Annotated in this window: 1 protein-coding gene; it reads left to right on the forward strand. The window is 67.0% G+C overall.

The window, feature by feature from the left end:
• The first annotated feature begins 8 nt into the window (after positions 1 to 8).
• Positions 9 to 1,259, forward strand: a complete 1,251-nt coding sequence (locus AB0N14_RS40210; RefSeq protein WP_366030625.1) for an IS30 family transposase — start codon at positions 9 to 11, stop codon at positions 1,257 to 1,259.
• Positions 1,260 to 1,292 lie beyond the last annotated feature (33 nt).

Here is a 1,292-nt window from a genome sequence, read left to right on the forward strand (position 1 = left end):
CGAAGGGGCTGCTCGCCGAGGAGGCGGCAGCTGCAGTCGGCGTATCCCAGGCAGCGGGTTGCAGGTGGTTCCGGCACGGTGGCGGCATGCCACCGATGGATCTTGCCCCGCAGTCCGGCCGGTACCTGTCCTTTCACGAGCGTGAAGAGATCGCGATCCTGAAAGCGCAGGGCATCGGAGTCCGGGAGACCGCGCGACGTCTTGGCCGGGATCCCTCGACAGTGTCCCGGGAACTACGGCGCAACGCCGCGACCCGTGCCGGCCGGTTGGACTACCGGGCGTCGGTCGCGCAGTGGAAGGCCGATCTTGTGGCTCAGCGTCCGAAGACAGCGAAGCTGGCCGCCAACGACCGGCTCCGGGACTACGTCCAGGACAGGCTCTCGGGCCAGGTCAGCCGCCCAGACGGGACGGCACTGGGGCCGGAGCGCACGGGGTGGAAGGGAAGGAACAAGCCGCACCGCGGCGACCGCCAGTGGGTCATGGCGTGGAGCCCGGAGCAGATTGCGAACCGGCTGAAGGTCGACTTCCCGGATGATGAGTCCATGCGGATCAGCCACGAGGCTATCTACCAGGCCCTGTTCATCGAAGGCCGGGGAGCGCTCAAGCGCGAGCTCGTCGCCTGCCTGCGCACCGGCAGGGCCTTGCGGGTGCCCCGGGCCCGATCCAAACGCAACTCATGGGCCCACGTCACGCCCGAGGTACTGATCAGCGAGCGGCCAGCCGAGGCCGACGACCGAGCCGTACCCGGACATTGGGAGGGCGACCTCCTGATCGGACTCGAGCGATCGGCGATCGGCACGCTGGTTGAGCGGACAACTCGATTCACGCTGCTCGTCCACCTGCCCCGCCAGGACGGCTACGGCATCGTCCCGCGTACCAAGAACGGGCCGCCGTTGGCCGGCTATGGCGCGGTGACGATGAAAGATGCACTCGCGGCCACAGTCGGCACTCTGCCCGGCCAACTATGGCGGTCGCTGACCTGGGACCGCGGCAAGGAGCTGTCGGCACACGCCCAGTTCACGATCGAGACCGGCGTCCCGGTCTACTTTGCCGACCCACACAGTCCCTGGCAGCGCGGCACCAACGAGAACACGAACGGCCTGTTGCGCCAATACTTCCCGAAGGGCACTGACCTTTCCCGGTGGGCAGCGGAGGATATCGAGGCGGTCGCTGCCACCCTCAACAGTCGCCCTCGCAAGAGCCTCGGTTGGAAGACACCCGCCGAAGCTCTCAACGACCATCTACTATCGATCACATAAGCCGGTGTTGCATCCACTGGTTGAACCCGGTCA

It is taken from the genome of Streptomyces sp. NPDC051104, from assembly GCF_040682835.1.
Classification (GTDB): Bacteria; Actinomycetota; Actinomycetes; order Streptomycetales; family Streptomycetaceae; genus Streptomyces; species Streptomyces cynarae.